20 protein-coding genes are annotated in these 17,633 nt (G+C 57.5%); 10 read left to right on the top strand and 10 right to left on the bottom strand.

The features are described from left to right. Positions 1-46 precede the first annotated feature (46 nt). The 9 genes from HDC30_RS00100 to HDC30_RS00060 form a co-directional block, all read right to left on the bottom strand. Positions 47-724, bottom strand: coding sequence for an energy-coupling factor ABC transporter permease (locus HDC30_RS00100; protein WP_103367102.1), 678 nt, complete (start codon positions 722-724; stop codon positions 47-49). A 57-nt stretch (positions 725-781) separates the two neighbouring features. Further along, positions 782-1,222: a nitrile hydratase accessory protein gene (locus HDC30_RS00095; protein ID WP_027611797.1), complete on the bottom strand. Its 441-nt coding sequence runs from the start codon at positions 1,220-1,222 to the stop codon at positions 782-784. Further along, complete coding sequence (gene nthB, locus HDC30_RS00090) at positions 1,219-1,872, bottom strand: nitrile hydratase subunit beta (protein WP_027611798.1); 654 nt, start codon at positions 1,870-1,872, stop codon at positions 1,219-1,221. The genes HDC30_RS00095 and nthB overlap by 4 nt, the downstream gene beginning before the upstream one ends. 19 nt (positions 1,873-1,891) lie before the next feature. Continuing rightward, positions 1,892-2,524, bottom strand: coding sequence for a nitrile hydratase subunit alpha (gene nthA, locus HDC30_RS00085; RefSeq protein ID WP_027611799.1), 633 nt, complete (start codon positions 2,522-2,524; stop codon positions 1,892-1,894). A 49-nt stretch (positions 2,525-2,573) separates the two neighbouring features. Further along, positions 2,574-4,088 (bottom strand): amidase, encoded by a 1,515-nt coding sequence (locus HDC30_RS00080; RefSeq protein ID WP_183779712.1) that lies wholly within the window; start codon positions 4,086-4,088, stop codon positions 2,574-2,576. 215 nt (positions 4,089-4,303) lie between these two features. Beyond that, entirely contained in the window at positions 4,304-4,828 is a 525-nt protein-coding gene (locus tag HDC30_RS00075) for a group 1 truncated hemoglobin (RefSeq protein ID WP_027611801.1), read from the bottom strand. Positions 4,829-4,908: 80 nt separating this feature from the next. Beyond that, on the bottom strand, positions 4,909-5,775 hold the full coding sequence (locus HDC30_RS00070) for a transporter (protein ID WP_097089778.1): 867 nt from the start codon (positions 5,773-5,775) through the stop codon (positions 4,909-4,911). Positions 5,776-5,862: 87 nt separating this feature from the next. Beyond that, on the bottom strand, positions 5,863-6,918 hold the full coding sequence (locus tag HDC30_RS00065) for a phenylacetaldoxime dehydratase family protein (protein ID WP_183779709.1): 1,056 nt from the start codon (positions 6,916-6,918) through the stop codon (positions 5,863-5,865). 42 nt (positions 6,919-6,960) lie between these two features. Next, positions 6,961-7,134: a hypothetical protein gene (locus HDC30_RS00060; protein WP_183779706.1), complete on the bottom strand. Its 174-nt coding sequence runs from the start codon at positions 7,132-7,134 to the stop codon at positions 6,961-6,963. A 352-nt stretch (positions 7,135-7,486) separates the two neighbouring features. Here HDC30_RS00060 and HDC30_RS00055 point away from each other — a divergent pair, with 352 nt between their 5' ends. Then, positions 7,487-8,422, top strand: a complete 936-nt coding sequence (locus HDC30_RS00055) for a helix-turn-helix domain-containing protein (protein WP_027611804.1) — start codon at positions 7,487-7,489, stop codon at positions 8,420-8,422. Between the two features lie 12 nt (positions 8,423-8,434). Here the strand turns inward: HDC30_RS00055 and HDC30_RS00050 are convergent, their stop codons facing one another. Beyond that, entirely contained in the window at positions 8,435-9,325 is an 891-nt protein-coding gene (locus HDC30_RS00050; RefSeq protein ID WP_027611805.1) for a LysR substrate-binding domain-containing protein, read from the bottom strand. A 154-nt stretch (positions 9,326-9,479) separates the two neighbouring features. Here HDC30_RS00050 and HDC30_RS00045 point away from each other — a divergent pair, with 154 nt between their 5' ends. The 9 genes from HDC30_RS00045 (at position 9,480) to HDC30_RS00005 (ending at position 17,588) form a co-directional block, all read left to right on the top strand. Then, positions 9,480-9,905 carry a VOC family protein gene (locus HDC30_RS00045; protein WP_027611806.1) on the top strand — a complete coding sequence of 142 codons (426 nt, stop codon included), beginning with the start codon at positions 9,480-9,482 and terminating at the stop codon, positions 9,903-9,905. Positions 9,906-10,018: 113 nt separating this feature from the next. Further along, positions 10,019-11,302 (top strand): cation:dicarboxylate symporter family transporter, encoded by a 1,284-nt coding sequence (locus HDC30_RS00040; protein ID WP_183779689.1) that lies wholly within the window; start codon positions 10,019-10,021, stop codon positions 11,300-11,302. A 119-nt stretch (positions 11,303-11,421) separates the two neighbouring features. Then, positions 11,422-12,525, top strand: a complete 1,104-nt coding sequence (locus tag HDC30_RS00035) for an alkene reductase (protein WP_183779686.1) — start codon at positions 11,422-11,424, stop codon at positions 12,523-12,525. Positions 12,526-12,557: 32 nt separating this feature from the next. Further along, positions 12,558-13,301: an SDR family oxidoreductase gene (locus HDC30_RS00030; RefSeq protein ID WP_150370608.1), complete on the top strand. Its 744-nt coding sequence runs from the start codon at positions 12,558-12,560 to the stop codon at positions 13,299-13,301. Between the two features lie 69 nt (positions 13,302-13,370). Next, a complete protein-coding gene (locus tag HDC30_RS00025) occupies positions 13,371-13,751 on the top strand; it encodes a nuclear transport factor 2 family protein (RefSeq protein WP_103367113.1) in 381 nt (126 codons plus the stop codon). A gap of 59 nt (positions 13,752-13,810) precedes the next feature. Beyond that, the gene (locus HDC30_RS00020; RefSeq protein ID WP_096796037.1) at positions 13,811-14,197 is read left to right on the top strand and encodes a nuclear transport factor 2 family protein; all 387 of its coding nucleotides are present in this window, start codon (positions 13,811-13,813) and stop codon (positions 14,195-14,197) included. Between the two features lie 103 nt (positions 14,198-14,300). Further along, positions 14,301-14,738: an SRPBCC family protein gene (locus HDC30_RS00015; protein ID WP_183779683.1), complete on the top strand. Its 438-nt coding sequence runs from the start codon at positions 14,301-14,303 to the stop codon at positions 14,736-14,738. Positions 14,739-14,869: 131 nt separating this feature from the next. Beyond that, a complete protein-coding gene (locus HDC30_RS00010) occupies positions 14,870-15,547 on the top strand; it encodes a dTMP kinase (protein ID WP_183779680.1) in 678 nt (225 codons plus the stop codon). Positions 15,548-15,929: 382 nt separating this feature from the next. Continuing rightward, positions 15,930-17,588, top strand: a complete 1,659-nt coding sequence (locus HDC30_RS00005) for a hypothetical protein (RefSeq protein ID WP_183779677.1) — start codon at positions 15,930-15,932, stop codon at positions 17,586-17,588. Positions 17,589-17,633 lie beyond the last annotated feature (45 nt).

Here is a 17,633-nt window from a genome sequence, read left to right as displayed (position 1 = left end):
CTTCGAATGCTCGGGGGCAGGCTGATGCGGACTGGAGTGCGTCGACTCAGGCGGCCTGGTACAGACGGCGTTCGAGCAGCGAACTACCCCGCAGACGATGGCTGGCCTTGGCCGCGGCCAGTACGGCCAGGTCCAGCAGCGGTTCGAGGGTGATCACGGTCATGTAGGCACTGCCAAAGGTCAGAATCGACAGGGCGTTTTCGGCTGTGAAGCCTTTTCCGTAGAAAGCCCAGAACGCCACCCAGGCGACAATGCCTGCCTGAAAGGCGGTCGACAGCCCCAGCGCTTGTCTGTAGCTCAGTTCCACATACGGCGTGTCGGGCGCAATGATGCGTTTGGCCAGGGCAGCGACTGCGCACAGCGGTACCAGTAGCGTGGTGACGTTCATGCCATATTGCGGCAGGTCGAATGGCGCGAAGAACAGGCCCTGAATCAGCAGCCCCAGGGCGAGACCCGCCGCAGCAGGTGCAGCGCCAAGCAGCAGAAATAGCGTTGACCCCAGGATGAGATGCACCTCGGAAACACCGACCGGATAGTGCGGCAGCAGCTCGAAGAAGCTGAAGACCAGGGCCGTGGCAGTGACAGTCCGAGCCAGCAGCGAAAAGACCCCACGCTCACCGATGGCTTGCGCAGCGAGTTTGACGGTGTAGGCGCCGACACCTGCGGCAGTGACATAGCTCAGCCAGAGTTTTCCGGCTTCCACCAGATCAGGTTCGATATGCATGACGGATGCTCCTTGGCCGCTTCGCGACCTCGATAGTAAAAAAACGGATGACTGCGGTCAGTTTGCGGCTCGGCTTATCGCTACCGGCTCGCGCCGTGGCAGGTGTTCGTGCTCGTGTCCATGGGGCGGTGGGCAACTCGCATTGAGCAGCGTGACCGGTTGTCCGTGGGGCGTGTTCTCGTAGGCTTGCTGCCATTCTTCGGTGCGCCGGGTGATGTCTTCGAAAGCGGTCAAACCGAGCGCGGTAACCATCCTTTCCGTGGCCGCAATCCACTGCCGGTAGTAAGCGTCGTTGATGCTTTCTCCGGGCTGCGCCGGGCTTGCCTTGATCTCATCGCTGAATGTCTGCACCCAGTCCTTCCAGGGAAATAGACCGGTTTGGTGCAGGTGTAGCAGCAGGGAAAAAGCCTGGGCCTGCCAGGGTTTGTCGAACACTGGGCCTTCATTGTCGAGAGATAGCCCGGTGATGGGCGGGATGTGAAGCTTGCTGGCGTTCATACGGCCTCCAGATAGTTGTCCCACAGATCAATGCAGACACTGTCCGGTCGCGCCACGCCCCACAGTTCTGTCGCACTGAAGCGCACGGCGTAGACCTGTTGCGGTTGTTCGCCCAGACCGTGGGCCATCGTGTCCGGGGTGGCAAACGCACCGTGCGCAATCTCGATGGTCCCGACCTTGCCGCGCGCGTAGCGTGGCAGTCGGGTGTGGGTGGTTGGATTGAAATTTTTCGTCCGCACTCGGTCACCGACCCGGAAACGACCGGCGACAGGCTCTTTCGCCCTGGATGAAGCGCCGCCAAGAGTCACCGCCTCGACGATGTCTGGTGTGAGCACCGTTGGCGGCTGCGTCGGCGAGGTCGGTTTGACCGCGCCCTGCAGTTCGCCAGCGCTGATCACGCCTTTTTCCAGCAGCAAGGTCTCGAAGGCGTGCAGCCAGTGTTCGTAGTAACTCGACTGCAAGTATTCCGCCGGTTGCATGCGTTCGATGCAATGGCGGAATTCGTCGACATTGAAGTAGCCGCCGACGAAGAGCGAGGCAAACAGCGGAAAGATCCTGCGTTCCCAGTCGTGATGGAACACCGGTTCATTGTCTTCGGTGAGCACCGGGCCGAACCCGTGCATACCGCCTAAGTCGTGTACACCGTTCATGGTTTTCTCCTTCACGGGGTCAGGCTGCGTCGCCCGGTGTCTTGGCCAGGCCGGTACCGATCATGGCATCACGCGTCACCAGCTCGACCAGGCGTTCCTCGCTCCAGCCGTCTGTGCCCGCCGGACGTTCCGGCAGTACCAGGTAGCGCAACTCGGCACTGCTGTCCCAGACCCGCACTTCCTTGTCATCGGGAACAAGCAAACCGAATTCGGCCAGTACGCCGCGTGGATCGATGACTATCCGTGAGCGATAGGGCGCGGATTTGTACCAGGCGGGGGGCAGACCCAGGGTTGGCCAGGGGTAACAGGAGCACAGCGTGCAGACCGTCACGTTGTGCACGGCCGCGGTGTTCTCCACCACCACCATGTCTTCGCCCTGCACGCCGGAAAAACCCAATTCGGCAATCGCCGCGGTGGCATCTTCCAGCAGCCGTTTTTTGTAATCGGGATCGAACCAGGCCTTGGCGACCACCTGAGCGCCGTTGCGCGGGCCGACCTTGTGCTGGTAAGTGTCCACCAGTGCATCCATGGCGGTCGGGTCGACCAGACCCTTTTCGATCAGCAGGGATTCGAGCGCCTTGACACGCAGGGCGATGGCCTCGGGGGGCTCGGTGTGATCGTGATCGTGATGATGTTCGTGCGTATGGCTCATGTATTGACCCCTCTGAATTTGCTACTCACGTTCAGTGCGATGCGCCGGTTTACAACGTCCGCCAATCGACAGAGGCCTCGAATGCCGCTGCCGTTTGATACAGGGTGCCTTCGGCATAATGTTTTCCGACAAGCATCAGCCCCACAGGCAGTCCGTCCACCAGGCCGCAAGGGATCGACATGGCGGGGTGCCCGGTAATGTCCTGAGCGGCCGTATTGCCCAGCATCTCCAACGCACGCGTGACGGTTTCGGTGATGGAAGAGCCCGGTTCAGGGAGTGGCTGGGCGGTGATCGGCACGGTCGGCATGACGAGCAGGTCATAGGTATTCAGCGCCCGGTCATAGGCGGCCCGGGCAAAGCGTGCAATGTTCTGGGCCTTGGCGTAGTAGCGACCGTGGTAGCGCTCCAAACCGAACTGACCCACGAACATGCACAGCTTGAGTGATGGCGACAGTGCGTCGGCCTGGTCACGCCAACCGGCCTGTTTGTCCAGCAGGCCCACGTCGTAAAGCCCCTTCCAGTTAAAACCCGCGCCGTTGCCGTGCATCATTTGCATGGTCAGGCCTTCACAGCCGATAGGGCTCCACAATGCCCCCGCCAGGTTGTGTTCGGGAACCGAGACTTCCTCGACCCGCGCACCCAACGCCTCGAGCCGGGCGATAGCGCTGCGCACCTTTTCTGCGATGCGCGGGTCCTGGTTAGCGAGTTGGAAACCTTCCTGGAGAATTCCGATCCGCAGCCCGGTCACGCCTCGTTCCAGATAATCGCTATAGGCATCGACCTCGGGCGCGCTCTGGCGCGGGTCGAGGCCATCGATGCCGGCCATCACTTCAAGCATCAGAGCGTTATCCCGGACGTTGCTCGTCATCGGGCCGACATGGTCGAAAGTTGCCTCGATCGCCATGACGCCGGTATAGGGCACCAGACCGAAGGTGGGCTTCATTCCGTAAATGCCGCACCAGGCTGCCGGAATGCGGATGGAGCCGCCCTGGTCGCCACCGACAGCCAGGTCGACTTCACCCGACGCCACCAGCGCTGCGCTGCCGGAAGACGAGCCGCCGGTGGTGAATCCATGGCGATAAGGATTGTGCACAGGGGCTGGGTCTGAGGTATGGCTACCACCGGAGAGGCAGTAATGTTCACAAGTGGCTTTGCCGAGGATGGTGGCGCCAGCGTCGAGCAGACGTGTCACCACAGTGGCATCAAACGACGGTACGAATCCTTCCAGTGGCGAGGCACCGTTCATCATCGGGACACCGGCCAGAGAGATATTGTCCTTGAGCGCAACCGTCTTGCCGGCAAGCTTGCCCGAACTGGCGCCCATCACCTCGGTTCTGTAGTACCAGGCGTTCAGCGGATTGTCCGTACTTGAAGGGCGGTAACCGGCACTGCGCTCGTAGCACACCGGGGGGATGAAGTCTGGCAACTCATCGACGAGATCGTAGGCATCAAAACTGGATTGCATGAGCGCCAGGTATTCGCTGGCTTGCTCGGGAGTCAACTGTATGTGCAGGCGGCTGGCGAGATCCTGCACTTGTTCGAGCGTCGGGCGGATGATGGCCATGGGGTGTCCTGTGTCCTGTGCCAACCTGCTGGGTTGGCAATGTCTGTTCAAACGTCGTCTCGGAGAAGCCCGGTTACGGTGCGCACGATTGGCGATGTCGCGACCGGGCTGGTATCAAGCTATCTGCGCATATTGAGCGGCGCTTGGTTGAGGAGGACATTCACTTGGTTGAGCGGGACGCCGTATTGCGGTGGCGCCGGTTTTTGCCGAGCGTGTCAGTCTTCGGATTCGGCCGTGGTCGGTTTTCGGAACGAATTCCCGGGTTTCGGCCAGACAACCCCGACGCTCTTCATGCCTTTGGCCGGGTCCATTTCCGGGTGCGCGAGTACCACATCCCGATAGGAGGGGCTGCCGATCACCGCCGGTTTGAACTTGATGAGGAAGTCATTGACCTCCTTGCGCAGGTCCGGGGCCAGGCCGTAGTCGTCGTAGCAGGCCTCCAGACAATCGAGCACCGCTTGCCAGTGCACCTCGGTCAGCCCCATCCCGCGATGCGCGGTGACCATGTCTCTGCCCCTGTATTTGGCGCTGCCACCCCAGTGCTCGGAAAGGAAGTCGACAAAATTGATGTGTTCCTTCTGGAACGTCGATTCCGACATATGGGCCCAGATGTGGCCGATGGCGGGGTGGCCCATGGTTTTTCTTAACACGGCGCCTGCGAACTGATAAATCGCGTCATAGCCGCCAAGACGGGTGTAGAGGGAAGGTTGTTGTTCTGCGGTGGGTTGCTGGTCGGTCATTGTCGGGTTACTCCGTTTAAGATCAGGGGCATCTCATGAGCCGGTTGGCACGCTTGATACGGGCTGCGCAGAGGAGGGGGCTAGAAAACCCTGACGTAGCGCAGGTTCATGCGAAAGTCCTCTTTGGGGCCGTTCTCCACCGCAAGGTCGCGTCCAAGTTGCACCTGGAATTGGTCCCTGGCGGTCAGAAACTTTCTGGCCGTAACGCGGACGTTGGTGGTTTCCATCCTGTCGTCCTGGTTGACACCATCGACCTGGTTTTCCCCGCCCCAACTGTGGCCGAAGCCGATCGCCAGCGCCGTCGTCTCGTCGGGCATGTAGCGCCCCATCAACTGGGCGCCATAGGAAACGTCCTGCTCGCGACGGGCAGAGCTGGCGCCGTAGTCGTTGTTGTCCCCGTACCAGATGGCGTCACCGACGAGGTCGATGGCCCACTTTTCTGTGAAGTGCTTGACGTAAGCGGCCTGCAGATCGAATTTCCAACGGTTCTCGCCAAGGTTGAGCGCGTCGTCCTTGTCGTAGTTGCCAGTCGGCACGTACAGGTAAGCGGTCGCACCGAGAGTGTCGTTGGCGTCGTTGAGACGGTACTTGAGTGGCGCAGTAAGAATGAGGTCGCCGATGCCGCTGGCGTCGCCCAGCGCAGACGCATCACCACCGCCTGACACATGGCCGAAGGGCAACAGGAATTGCGGCTCGATGGTCAGCCGCTCGCTCAACTGGTAGACGTGCAGCAGACGCAAAATGCCGACGTCGGACGTCAGGTTGAAATCGGAGCTGGTCTTGTGCCCGTTGGAATAGGCTTTGTCGGTGCTGGCGTGCTGGTAGTAGACCACGCCGATGGTCGCGCCCACGGGGAGCGGCTCGTAGTCGCCAGGATCGACCTCAAGCGCGTGGGAGGAAAGGCTGGGGAGCAGGGCTGCAAGCGCCAGGTAGCGGAACCGTTTCATGATCGAAGATCCTTTTTTCGGGCAAAAAGAGCCCCGCTATCGCCAGTCAGGCAACGCGCAGGGCTAAAAGTGGAGTCAGCGATGGAGTCAGGCGGGCGACACGTGTGCGTCCCGCATCATCCCGGTCTGCGGGTGGCAGTTGATGTACTCGAACAGTTGCTGGCTACCATCCGCCACCGAGACCTCGTGATACAGCCGCAGCTTCGAAAGACCGCCGATCACGCGGAAGAACGTGGTGAAAATGCGCAGGTGAGTGGGGTGGGATTCTGCCCAGCGCTCCAGCTTGTCGAGCGATCGCCAGTGGCCGATGTCATAGGCGATGTCGAGGAGATTGCCATCGAGGTCGATATTGCGTACGAAACGGTTGCTATAGCAGCCCAGCGCCTGGCCCTCGTCACGCAGGAAGTTCATGCCGTCTTGCAGGGGCGGCAGCATCTCGTTGAAATAGAGCGCGCGTTCTTCCTCGCCGGCTTCGACCCAGTCTTGTCCGGAGCGAATCAGCGTCAGGTTGTCGTGGCCACGTACGGCGACCCTGCCGCCCTTGGCCGGATCGCCTGAAATGACTTGCAGTTCGCTGGTCGGCTGCATCCAGTCGGTCTGGGAGATGGCAAAGCGGTCGCGCGCCGAGCCCCAGTAGCCGTGCTCTTCAATCTCGCCGCTGATGCCGTCCATGACCGCACCGACACCTGGCAAATCGTCCTTGAAGGCATACAGTGTTTCGAACTGCTCGGCGCGCGGGGCCATGACCTCGCGGAAATATCCCAGCCCCTCGCTCAGGCGCGCATCGTCGCCCCACCAATTCGCCACCGGCGGTGAAAGCAGCCAACGGTGATAGGCGACGGGATCACGCCAGTAGCCCACGGCGATGAAGTTTCCATACCCCTGATTGTCGAGGTGGTAGGTCAGGTCGTAATGCCCGGGGCCATCGGCGAGGGCGAAGCTGGCGTCAATGTAGCGTATGGCTTGCAGGGCGGCGGCGCGTTGTTCTTCGCGAAATTGCACCCCGAGGTAAGCCATCACGACTTGCTTCACGTTTTCGTCAGCCCGTCCCACAAACATGGGGAAGGGTGGCTGGTATTCGTCGTGGACGCGACGCGACAAAGTCCGCGGACATTTCAGATGTTTATCGATTGCAGATTCCATGGGGGCTCCTTTATTCCCGTCTCAAACGGACGGTTCGCTGTTCTACAGGCCAGTGGATGTTGTTGTTTTGCGATCAGGACCACGCCATCGGCGTTGCAGCGCCAAGGTCCCGAGTTGCACCAGGTAACTGGCGAACTCTTCGGGTGCCATGTCCCAGCGCTGTAAAAACCAGGACGAATCGGACAGTCGCTGCTGTTGCTGTTCTCGTCGTTGCATGAGGCACCTCGTCATTGGTGTCGGGAGCGACACGGCATGGAGTGAAAATTATCGAGGGGAGATGGGATGTGCTTGGCTCGAATGGACAACCGTTTGGTTAAAAAGGACAGCCGTAAATGGCCAGCTCATCGATGCGCAGTGATGGTGCGGGGCTTGTGAAACAAGGGACGAAATGCTCGGGAAAGTTGCAGGGGAAGTGCTGGGGAGGCACTGTCTGCCAAGTGTGCGGAGGGCGATCTCGCGGCGCGGCTAAGCGCTGGGCGTGAGACTGAGCAGATGGCCTGATAATTGCTGAGCTCGCAAAAAACGTTACCACGCTTTTTTGTTGAACCGCCGCCGCGAGGTCCATGCAATGAGCCAGACATGTCAGTATTCAACGCTTGCCGTCACGGCGCCCCAACGGTTCGATTACTGGAAGGAGGTGGTGTGTCACCATTGCCTGGACGCCGACAGCAAACTGCTGGCGCAGAGCGATTTCGACGGGGCGCTGGAGGTGCATGGCATGGGGGCATTGGACATCTGCACGTTGTCCGCACCCTTGCATTATTGGGAGCGGACCGCCCAGCACCTGCGCAGCGACCCGAATGACGATTTGTGGTTGGGCTTTACCCGCAGCGGTTATGGCGAACTGGAGCAGGCTGACCGGCGGACGAAGCTGGCGGCGGACGATCTGTTCCTTTATGACGCATCCCAGCCCTTCAGATTCAGCTTCGGTGGTACCGATAACCACCTTGTGCGCATTCCGCGACAATTGCTCAGCCAGCGGCTGCCGGGAATAGCGGAGTGCACCGCCATGGTTCTGGATGATCGTCGCCCAGGGGTAATTCCGTTACGCGAAATGTTGCGCCAGGCCGCGAGCATGGCTTCAGGCTTCCAAAAACCAGGCCTGTCCAGTCGTTATTCCAGCACGTTGCTCGACCTCTTGGTGGTCAGCCTGGAACTCCAGGATTTGAAGCAGACGCATGACGAGCTGGACCTGTATGGCCGGATCATGAATTACATCCACCAGTATCTGACCGAGGCGGATCTTTCACTCGAGCGCATTGCTCAAGCTCACCATGTCTCCACGCGCACAGTGACGCGCGCTTTCGCCCGCCATCAGAAATCGCCGGTCGCGGAAATCTGGAAGGCACGGTTGTTCGCCAGCCGCGACGCGATCGAGCGTGGTCAAGTCCGTAGTATTTCCCAGGCGGCGCTGGATTTCGGCTTCTCGGACTTCTCTCATTTCAGCCACGCTTTTCGCAAGACCTTCGGCATTGCTCCCCATACTCTTCTGCGACGAGAGTGAAATGGACGGGCTTTAACGCTTCTCAAGCGAAAGACATTCAGCTGCCTGATCACTTATAAGCTGAGCCAAAATTCGCACAGGCTCGGTGAAACTCTGTCGAGATCGATGTACCAGCCCGATATCCCGGTGAAAGGTGTGCTGTCCCAAATCGATCGCTCGTACACCTGCGGGCCATTCCTGATGGGGCTCTGTCTGTGGCACCAGCGCTATGCCTACACCTTTTTCCACCAGTTTGATGATGGCCTCCAGTTCATCCAGTTCGCAAACTTCCTGCAAGGTGAAATGCATCTGTCGCAGGAAACGATCAACCTGCCGGCCGCCGAAAGATGATCGGTCATAGCGAATGAATGGCTGGCTGGACAGCAGTTCCGACCAGTCTTCTCCCTCCAGCTCGCGTGGCACGATCAGTCGGTAGGGCTCTCGTGCCAGCGTCGTCCAGCGCAGGTCACTTTGAAGAGAGAAGGGCGGACGAATGATGATGGCCATGTCGATTTCGCCGGCGTCTACGAGGTTCACCATCTCCATTGAAAGCCCTGGAATGACACGTGTGCGGCATTGCGGACACTGCTGGTGAAACTTCGCCAGCGCATCGGGCAAATAGGAACGTTGCACGGATGCGATCGCACCGATGTTGATGAGTATGTTGGTAGGTTGGCCCAGCGCAGTGGAACCCAGATTGTCGTATAGCCTGAGTAACTCCTGCGCCTGCAGAAGTATCTGGTGACCCATTTTGTTGAGATGGGCCGAACGTCCTTTCCTGTCGAAAATCTCAAAACCGAGTTCGGTTTCCAGGCGCTGAATCTGCGCGCTGACAGCGGCCTGGGTCAGGCCGATCTTGTTGCCGGCAGCGGCGAATGTGCCTTCCCGCGCCACCGCGATGAGTGTTTTCAGTTCTTTGATCATTCACAAATATTAATTGTGTTTCTGAGAAATATATATTGATTTTTATGTTTGGTTTTCCGTCCTAGGATGTTTTCCATCCCCGGCGCCGGCTGAACCCAGAGAGCTGATGACGGTGGAAATGTTCGCCAACCAACAAAAAATATTTGGAGTTCTGATGAGCCTCTCGCCATTTCACCTCGCGATCCCTGTTTATGACCTGGCTGCGGCGCGCACCTTCTACGGTGAGGTCTTTGGTCTTGAAGAAGGGCGCTCCAGCACGCAATGGGTCGATTTCGATTTTTATGGTCACCAACTGGTGATCCACGAACATCCGAAAACAGCCTCACAAGAGAGCGTTCACAGCAACCCGGTCGACGGACACGATGTCCCGGTTCCGCACTTCGGCATCATTTTGGGTTGGGAACAATGGGAAGCGCTGGCCGAACGTCTGCAGTCGTTTGGTACCGAGTTTGTGATCGAACCGTACATTCGGTTTAAAGGCCAGGTAGGCGAGCAAGCCACCATGTTTCTCTTTGACCCGTGCGGCAACGCTCTTGAATTCAAGGCGTTCAAGGATATGAGCCAGCTCTTCGCTAAATAGGAACACGCATGGCACAACCCGTTTGTGCCATTCGATCTCAAGTGAGCTGGAAGCTCATGACTCTAGCAACTGCGAATAGACGCAGACCTTTCATTCCAACAAGAAGGCTAGACATGAAACGTATTCCCTTGGTGTGGCAAATCGTTGCCGGGCTATTGCTTGGCGTGCTTGCAGGTTGGTACTTCAATACGCATCCGCACTATCAGACGTGGGTGAGTGCGGAGATCCTCAAACCGCTCGGTGACATCTTTATCAAGATGATGAAGATGGTGGTTGTTCCGATCGTGTTCTGTTGCATGATTTTAGGGATCGCGGGCGGCGGTGACAGCAAATCGTTCGGGCGTATGGGGGTGAAGTCGCTCGGCTACTTCTTTGCGATTACCGCGCTGGCCATCGTCATAGGCCTGTGTTTTGCCAACCTCTTCGAACCAGGACGAGGAACCGATATTTCAGGCCTTTCGCATGGTGCTGCATCGATCGCGCTTGAGCCGTCCAAAGGGGCGCTGGTGATTTTGCAGAACATCGTTCCAGACAACGTGATAGTGGCAATGTCAGAAGCGAAGTTGCTGTCGGTACTGTTCTTCGCTGTGCTGTTGGGGCTGGCGTTGAATGCTTTGCCCAAAGACAAAAGCGCGCCATTTATTGCGGTCGTGCAGAGCCTTTCCGATGCGATGTTCAAGGTGGTTTCCATTGTGATGGCCTACGCGCCGATAGGGGTGTTTGGCATGATCGGCGCGACCGTCGCGACGTTTGGTTTTGCCTCGCTGCTGCCGCTGCTCAAGTTGATTGGGGTGGTGTATCTGGCGCTGATGGTGTTCGCTTTAGTGGTACTGGGTGGCATTTGTTATTTGATTGGCGAAAACATCTTCAAGTTGATCCGCTACTTCCGTAATGAGTTGATTCTGGCGTTTTCCAGTGCCGCCTCAGCCGCCGTCATGCCGCAACTGATGACCAAACTGGAAAGCTACGGTGTACCGCGTCGGATCGTCAGTTTTGTGGTGCCGGTGGGGTATGCGTTCAATCTCGATGGCGCATCGATTTTTCTTGGTGTGGCGACCATTTTTGTGGCGCAACTCTATGGGATCGACCTGTCTCTGTCACAGCAGATTCTGTTGGTCGTGACGATGGTACTGACCTCGAAGGGCGCCGCAGGTGTGCCTGGGTTTGCAATCGTGATCTTGTCAGCCACCTTGGCCTCTGCCGGTCTTCCGTTGGAAGGTGTGGCATTGATCGCCGGCATTTTCAGGATTATCGACAGCGGCACCACCACGCTCAATGTACTGGGCAATGCGATTGCGCCGCTGGTTATCAGCAAGTGGGAGAAAGTCGCGCTAGAGCCCTCACGAACGGGTCATACAGACGACCACCTGTGTGACCAGGTGCAACGCTGCCGGTAACAGTCGTGAACACGATGGCAGCTTTTGAAACAGCACTATCACCAGCAAACGCCTGCTGACAGAGGGGCGTATTTTTTTAACCTTCCACTAGACGACCGGTCTATTCAGTCGAGGATTTTATGACGGCTAACACGTTTGATACCGACCTTTTTTCGCCCATGCAAATGGGCGCACTCCAATTGGCTAACCGAATTATCATGGCACCTGTGACACGCAGCCGAATGGCCGAAGACGGCGTACCGAATGAAATGCACGCGACTTACTACGCCCAGCGCGCCAGTGCAGGCTTGATCATCGCCGAAGCGACCAATATTTCTCCCCAGGGGCGGGGTTACGCCATGACCCCGGGTATCTGGTCGGAGGCACAGGTAGCTGGCTGGAAAAGAGTCACTGACGCGGTGCACGCGGCGGGCGGCAAAATCGTCAGTCAGTTGTGGCACGTGGGGCGCTTTTCGAGTGTCGAGCTACAACCCAACGGAGAAGCGCCAGTAGCGCCTTCGGCGATCAAGGCCGAAGGCAGCACCTACACCGAGAAAGGCTTTGTCGAGGTGTCGATGCCTCGCGCACTGGAAACCTCGGAGATCCCTGGAATCATCGAGCAGTACAAACTGGCCGCAGAGAATGCCCGGCGAGCTGGTTTCGATGGTGTGGAAGTGCATTCCGCCAACAGCTATCTGCTTGACCAGTTCCTGCGCGATTCCACCAATCAACGCACTGACCCATATGGCGGCTCCATCGAGAACCGGGCTCGACTGACGCTGGAAGTCACCGCCGCCGTGATTTCGATCTGGGGTAGCGATCGGGTCGGTATTCGCCTCTCGCCAGTTACACCCGATGCCGGAAATACACCTCCCGACAGCAATGTCATGGCGACTTACGGTTACCTGATTCAGCAGCTCAATCAATTCAATCTGGCGTATCTGCATTTTGTCGAAGGCGCCACGGCGACCTCCCGCACGGTCCCGGAAGGCGTGGATCTGGACGCGCTGAGTGCGCAGTTCGAAGGGCCATTCATTGGCAATAACAACTACGACCTGCCGATGGCGCTAGAGCGTCGTGCGCAGGGGCGGATCGATGCGGTGGCGTTTGGTCGTTTGTTCATTGCCAACCCCGACCTCGTGGAGCGCTTGCGTCGCGGGATCGAGCTCACCATCGCGCCACGCGAGAGTTACTACGGCGGCGGTGCCAAGGGTTACATCGACTGGCCAACCGCGAACGCCTGAACGACGGCATTTATCGATAAGAGGTAATGAGCATGAATTATCTGCATAACAAAGTAGCGATCGTTACCGGCGCGTCTTCCGGCATCGGCGCCGCCACCACCCGCGCGCTTGTCGCCCAAGGCGTGCGCGTAGTGGCCGCTGCACTGGATGAACAGGGTCTGGAAAGCTTTGTCGCCGAGTTGCGGGCGGGCGGTAACGAAGTGGTCGCTTTTACCACCGACGTGACTCAGGCGCATCAAACCCAAGCGCTCGCGCAATTTGCGCATGAGACCTACGGCGCCGTAGACATTCTGGTGAACAACGCCGGGCTGATGCTTTTTTCCAACTGGGTCGACCTGGCGGTACAGGACTGGGAAAAGATGATCGACGTGAATATCAAAGGCTACCTCAACACTACGGCGGCGGTGCTGCCTTTCATGCTGGAGCGCAAGTCCGGGCAGATTCTCAATATGGACTCTGTTGCCGGTCATCAGGTCGGACCGGCGGCCGGTGTTTACAGCGCAACAAAATTTTTCGTTCAGGCCATGACCGAGTCCATGCGCAAGGAGCTCGGTGTGCAGCACGGCATCCGTGTCAACACGGTCAGCCCGGGTGTCATCAATACCGGCTGGGCCGACAAGGTCAGTGATCCTGAAGGGCGCAAGGCTGCCCAAGCGCTCAACCGAATTGCCATCGTCCCCGACGACATCGCGGGAGCCGTGATTTACGCGCTCAACCAACCGGAAAATGTCACCGTCAACGACTTGATCATCTCGCCGACCCGCCAGGATTGGTGACTGTTTACCGAGCCTTGTCCGTAAACCTTCCTTGCTTTCTTCAGCCATTTACTAACTCAGGAATACCTCATGTCCACTTCAACTTATGTTCAGGAATACAACGCAATCGTCGACGTGCTCAGCCAGTACAACGAAGGTGGTGCCAAAGCTGACAGCGCCTTGATGAAGCCCGCATTCAACCAGCAGGCCACCATGTTCGGGGTCGACGACGGCAAGCTCGTCGGCGGTGCAATCCAGAACCTGTACGACGTCATCGATAACGCGTTCCGCCCGTCTCCGGAAGCGCAAGCGGCGATCGTTCGCATCGACATCGTAGGCACGGCAGCCAGCGCCCGGGTCGATACCGACAATGTTTCAGGATTCCGTTTCACCGACTTCTTCAACCTGCTGAAGGTTGAAGGTCAGTGGACGATTGTCAGCAAGATCTACCACACCCACCCAAGCGCCTGAGCCGTTGAATGCAATTGGCGAGGTGCGTCGCGCCTCGTCCTTACTGGAAGGACAGACCCATGTCGAAGAACATCAAGGCAGTACCCACCGCTGAGTACAACGCTGTCATCGCCATTGCCAATCAGTATGTTGAAGGGCTGCGTGTGGGCAGTGCACAGAGCGTTGCGCAGGCGTTCCATAAAGACGCTGTGATGTACGGATTCACCAATGGTGAACTGCTGGGCGGCCCGATCAGGAATCTGTTTGATTTCGTAGAGAAGAACGGCGATGCCCCGAACATCATCACCCGACTCGACGTACTGGCGATCACGCCAACCACCGCCGTGGTTCGTGTCGATATGGAACAGGATGCAATCGGCGCTGATTACAACGATTACCTGACCCTGATCAAAATCGACGGGGCCTGGAAGGTCATTGCCAAGGTTTATCACCAGTTCGAAGGTTGAGCGTCTTCCGATCCCGGTTGATCCATACCGGGACCGGATTTCATCCACCTCTGACGTGCGCAGAGGTCAGGTTCGAAAACAGTTGATTTTGAGGGTGTACACGATGTCGATGGTTGAGTTCTCCGCTGTCCTGGACAGCGATATAGCGCACGTCTGGAGCGTGTTGAAGAGGTTTGGTGAGATTGGTAAATGGCATCCCTCCATTTTGGAAAGCAGCATTGAGGACAACCAGCCCGATGGATTGGTTGGCTGTATTCGTAAACTCATGTTGGTCGATGGTGCCGTGGTCAGGGAGCGTCTTTTGTCGGTCGATGATCGCAATACGATGCTGTCTTATCGCTTCGAGGAGGCTCCGTTACCGTTGGACAACTATGTAGCTACTGTTCAATTAGCCTCGCTGACTGGACAGTCAAAGACGTTCATCCGTTGGTCTGCAGGCTTCGATCTGCAAGATCTCAATACTGCCGAACACTATGAGGCGCTCGTTAGAGGACTGATCGTGGACGGCCACAACAGTCTCCAGTCATTTCTCCAGCAATAAGCTGAGGAGGGCGGTGAAGTAGGGTGAGGGCAGGGCCATGCCATTGGAAATGACAATTCAGCCACTGGAATGCCAGAAATGCCAGGAATGCGGTTAGAGTGACCCTCCATAAATCCATCGTTATGTGAACAATGAATCGTCCGCTGTTTGTTTCTCTGGATGGGCCCAAAGGCACCGGCAAAACCACACTGTTGGAGGCCGTTACGAAAGTGCTGAGAGCCTGCAACAAGAAAGTCATCCGGCTTTGCGAGAGAAAAAGCGATCCTTTCCGGGGTGAAACCATGGCCCTGATCAACACGCTTGCCAGAAACCCTTCTCAGGATCTGGAATGGGCTGTGTGCCAGCGCCTGGCTGATAGTCGGCGCTGGATTTCCCGAAACGTGCTGACGGAGCAGCCGCTGGACAGCATTATCCTGATTGATCGCTGGTATCCGTCTGATGCAGCGTTTCGCCGAACCATCCCGTTTGCCGAGATTCTCCAGTTGAACCTGGATCGAGACGTGCGCGTGCCTGACCTGCATGTTGGCGTCGTCACCGATCCGGACATTTCATGGGCAAGGGCTGCGACAAGATCGCGAGGATTGGGCGGCACTGTGATCCAGAAGTACGCAGAGCATACGGCGTGTACGGAGATGTTCGAGCAAGCGGTCAAGGAGCACGGTTGGGTTCTGTGCCGTAATGAGGGAACAATCGAAGACGCTACGGTGCAGGTGGTTTCTGAGATATATAGAGTCCTTCGATGCGCCGTAGGCGAAGTTCGCTGCGCCAGCCTTGATGCGGTTGCGATAGCCGTAGATATAGATCGTTAGCAGGATCGAAGGGGGAATTTGTCGCCGTAGCGGTAGTTGGCTGATGCTTTGATTTGGGTATCTTTCATCGCGAGGCTTTCCGGATGGGCCATACAGACGGTTCGAGCGTCGATTGCCGGAGCCGGGGGATTGAGTTGGCTCAAAATGGGATTGGGGGATTGGTAGCTTGAAAGTACCTTTGGTAGAAGTTCTGTCCTGACACATTATTTAACAGAGTAGGTCGTTTCGCTGGGTGTTGCGTTTACAGTTCATGCCTCAAGTGCCCGGTTTTCCTAGGCTTGTGAGTCCAGTTCGTGGCCTACAATGAAAAAGCTATGTTGCACGTCTAAGTCCGCGCTCTGTTGCAAATAATTTGATACATGATTGAAAGAGACGCCAAAAAATGGAATTTCCAGGGTTAACTCGGCAATTGTTAATTGATCCAGAGCTTTGGAGTGCGACCCGATCAGGTGCACGGGCCGGTCGGGGTTTCCGATATCAGGACGCGGTAGCCGCTTGGCTCGCCTCAGTGGCGTGGAGTGGCGAAGCCACTTGGACGCGGCTCATTCCGGAAGGTGTCGACGACCTTACCTTGCACGGACCTGAACTTGAATTTAGAGCCCAGCTCAAGGCTAGGCATGATCCTCAGGGTGTCTTCTCCCAAGCCGAGACGGCAAAACATCTCGCCAAGAGTGCTAAGGATCTACCTCACGATTGGCTTGAATCCAATCGGGTGAGATTAGCGCTGGTGCTAGAGCGACCGCTTGAAGGTATTCAACCTACGGGTTGGATAGTCACGCTTGCCGAAAGTGACCAAGATCTGACGAAATTCGGAAGGTTTTTGGCAGAGGCCTTAGGGCAACCCGAGAACGGTGTGGTCGAGGCTTTACTAGCGCGCACCCACCTGGTGATCGAACCCAATCCGTTAGATCGTGGCTGCGCTGCTCTCACCAGTGCATCACTATCGCCTGCGGGTGTGCGGCTGGTGCTCCAACAACTTCGCGAACAGGCTGGGAAAGCATCTGACTCCAACTACTCAGCATCGAGCGAAAAACCAGAGACGTTGGACCGAAGCGACGTGCAGACGCGTATCGATGGAGTTCAAGGGATCATTGATCCTATCGGCTACGTTGCTTTGACAGATGGCCTCGCAGAGATTGCAAATTTCAGCGAACCTATGCCGGCTGGAGCCTTCTACCAAGGTGTCAACGTGGCACCAGGGCACGTCGGGGCCGGCCTTGTGTTTGCTCGGCCGGAGTTGATGGCGGACATTTTGACCGGTCTTGAGGCAAAGCGATTTACATTGGTCGCGGGCCCATCTGGTGCGGGAAAATCAGCACTTGCCTGGTTGTCGGCTCACCATACACGTCATGCCGTGCGTTGGTACCGCATTCGGGAGCTGCAGGTTTCCGATGTAGCAAAACTTGTTCAGCTCGCGAAACTACTCGAAGCGAGCCCTGAGCGCCCCGTCGGTTTCGTCGTTGATGATGTGGGCCGTCAGGAGACGGCAGGATGGGACGCGCTCGTTCGGGAAGTGGAGGCTCAGGCAGGTCTGCTTACGATTGGGACGGTGAGAGAAGAGGACATCTTTCTTCTCTCATCTGCAGCTCGCACGCCAACGATCCGCCCCAAGCTCGATGAGAGCCTGGCATACGGAATCTGGAAAGCCCTGCAAGCTTCCAGCCCAGTAGCGTTCAGTCACTGGCAAGAGCCTTTTGAGCTAAGTAATGGTCTGCTTCTCGAGTACACCCATCTGCTAACTGCAGGGGAGCGCCTTGAGGAGACGATTCGTGAGCAGGTGCGTCGTCGTCTTGCTGAAGACCGCGGCGATGAGCTGATGATTCTAAGGACCATTTCTTTTGCTGCGGCTCAAGGGGCAGCGATAGATCCAGTTCGACTTCGAATGCTTTCTGGAATGGATGAACCTCGCTTTGCAAAGCTGTTTCAGCGTCTGGTCGATGAGCATGCGGTGCGCGCCAAGCCTGATGGAGCGCTTACGGGGTTGCACGAGAGTAAGCGTCTGCCCAACTCACGTTGCGTAAGTCAGACAGATACCCACTGATGCGGCAGCAGTTGGTCGATCTCACTCGCCCGTTGCGTCGGCAAC

This window comes from Pseudomonas sp. JAI115 (assembly GCF_014200835.1).
Classification (GTDB): Bacteria; Pseudomonadota; Gammaproteobacteria; order Pseudomonadales; family Pseudomonadaceae; genus Aquipseudomonas; species Aquipseudomonas putida_A.
Note: the sequence above shows the minus strand (reverse complement) of the source record. Positions and strands in the feature narration are given on the sequence as shown.

Bases quoted from the DNA above. Each gene is read 5' to 3' on its own strand.
- HDC30_RS00025 (WP_103367113.1), top strand. From the start codon at position 13,371: ATGTCCACTTCAACTTATGTTCAGGAATACAACGCAATCGTCGACGTG.
- HDC30_RS00010 (WP_183779680.1), top strand. From the start codon at position 14,870: ATGAATCGTCCGCTGTTTGTTTCTCTGGATGGGCCCAAAGGCACCGGC.
- HDC30_RS00095 (WP_027611797.1), bottom strand. From the start codon at position 1,222: ATGAACGCCAGCAAGCTTCACATCCCGCCCATCACCGGGCTATCTCTC.
- HDC30_RS00030 (WP_150370608.1), top strand. From the start codon at position 12,558: ATGAATTATCTGCATAACAAAGTAGCGATCGTTACCGGCGCGTCTTCC.
- HDC30_RS00045 (WP_027611806.1), top strand. From the start codon at position 9,480: ATGAGCCTCTCGCCATTTCACCTCGCGATCCCTGTTTATGACCTGGCT.
- HDC30_RS00035 (WP_183779686.1), top strand. From the start codon at position 11,422: ATGACGGCTAACACGTTTGATACCGACCTTTTTTCGCCCATGCAAATG.
- HDC30_RS00020 (WP_096796037.1), top strand. From the start codon at position 13,811: ATGTCGAAGAACATCAAGGCAGTACCCACCGCTGAGTACAACGCTGTC.
- HDC30_RS00005 (WP_183779677.1), top strand. From the start codon at position 15,930: ATGGAATTTCCAGGGTTAACTCGGCAATTGTTAATTGATCCAGAGCTT.
- HDC30_RS00100 (WP_103367102.1), bottom strand. From the start codon at position 724: ATGCATATCGAACCTGATCTGGTGGAAGCCGGAAAACTCTGGCTGAGC.
- HDC30_RS00060 (WP_183779706.1), bottom strand. From the start codon at position 7,134: ATGCAACGACGAGAACAGCAACAGCAGCGACTGTCCGATTCGTCCTGG.
- HDC30_RS00075 (WP_027611801.1), bottom strand. From the start codon at position 4,828: ATGACCGACCAGCAACCCACCGCAGAACAACAACCTTCCCTCTACACC.
- HDC30_RS00015 (WP_183779683.1), top strand. From the start codon at position 14,301: ATGTCGATGGTTGAGTTCTCCGCTGTCCTGGACAGCGATATAGCGCAC.
- HDC30_RS00050 (WP_027611805.1), bottom strand. From the start codon at position 9,325: ATGATCAAAGAACTGAAAACACTCATCGCGGTGGCGCGGGAAGGCACA.
- HDC30_RS00040 (WP_183779689.1), top strand. From the start codon at position 10,019: ATGAAACGTATTCCCTTGGTGTGGCAAATCGTTGCCGGGCTATTGCTT.
- HDC30_RS00065 (WP_183779709.1), bottom strand. From the start codon at position 6,918: ATGGAATCTGCAATCGATAAACATCTGAAATGTCCGCGGACTTTGTCG.
- nthB (WP_027611798.1), bottom strand. From the start codon at position 1,872: ATGAACGGTGTACACGACTTAGGCGGTATGCACGGGTTCGGCCCGGTG.
- HDC30_RS00055 (WP_027611804.1), top strand. From the start codon at position 7,487: ATGAGCCAGACATGTCAGTATTCAACGCTTGCCGTCACGGCGCCCCAA.
- HDC30_RS00070 (WP_097089778.1), bottom strand. From the start codon at position 5,775: ATGAAACGGTTCCGCTACCTGGCGCTTGCAGCCCTGCTCCCCAGCCTT.
- nthA (WP_027611799.1), bottom strand. From the start codon at position 2,524: ATGAGCCATACGCACGAACATCATCACGATCACGATCACACCGAGCCC.
- HDC30_RS00080 (WP_183779712.1), bottom strand. From the start codon at position 4,088: ATGGCCATCATCCGCCCGACGCTCGAACAAGTGCAGGATCTCGCCAGC.